Raw genomic sequence first — 797 nt, 5'->3', positions numbered from 1 at the left:
ATGTCGCCGGCGCCGAGAAGGTGGGGCTCTATCACCCCATCGACCCTGACCGGATGCTTGGCGTCGGGCCGACGATCATCGCCGAGGGCTACGCCACGGCCGCCAGCCTGCACACTGCCACCGGCCGGCCGGTGGTGGTGGCCTTCGACGCCGGCAATCTGAAGCCGGTCGCCGAGGCCCTGCGCGCCAAGTACCCCAGCGCCGATCTGATCATCGCCGCCGACGACGACCACCACCTGGAGGCCCGGAACAAGCCCAACACCGGCATCGAGCGCGCGACCGCCGCCGCCGAGCTGGTCGGCGCCCGCCTGATCCGCCCGCCGCTGACCGAGGCCGAGAAGGCCAAGGGCCGCACCGACTTCAACGACCTGGTGGCCGAGCGGGGAGCGAACGCGGCGCACGCCGTGATCCAGCAGGTGGTCGACGCGGCGCTGGCCCGCCCGCCGCTGAAGCCGGCCGTGAAGCCGGAGCAGGCTGAGGAGCAGGAGAAGGAGCCGCCCCGCCAGGAGCTGCGCCGCCACAAGCCCCGCGCCCGTGCCGCCGGCATGGCGATGTGATCCTCCCGCCGGCCGGGGCTACGGTCCCGGCCGGACCTCTCTTCCAGCAAGGACAGTCCCATGCGGAACATCAACATCAACGGCTCATCAGGATACGACGGCCAATATCAGGAGCCACACTATAGCCACGAATGCCAGCAGGTAGGCGCTTGCCTTGAACCACCATTGGCCAGCCATGTACGAAACGGCGCCGAGTATGGCTGCCACGACAGCAACGATGATGAGCCACTGTCCCATCGT

At 69.4% G+C, this 797-nt stretch carries 2 protein-coding genes; both read left to right on the top strand.

Annotated elements, in window-relative coordinates; translation table 11 throughout:
* Window positions 1–557, top strand: a 557-nt coding sequence (locus ABD056_RS22775; protein ID WP_343870589.1) for a toprim domain-containing protein, incomplete at its 5' end; no start/stop codon positions are given.
* Between the two features lie 60 nt (window positions 558–617).
* The coding region (locus tag ABD056_RS22770; protein ID WP_343870588.1) for a hypothetical protein at window positions 618–797 on the top strand (180 nt) is incomplete at its 3' end.

The sequence above is a fragment of the Caenispirillum bisanense genome (assembly GCF_039523075.1).
Classification (GTDB): domain Bacteria; phylum Pseudomonadota; class Alphaproteobacteria; order Rhodospirillales; family Rhodospirillaceae; genus Caenispirillum; species Caenispirillum bisanense.
Note: the sequence above shows the minus strand (reverse complement) of the source record. Positions and strands in the feature narration are given on the sequence as shown.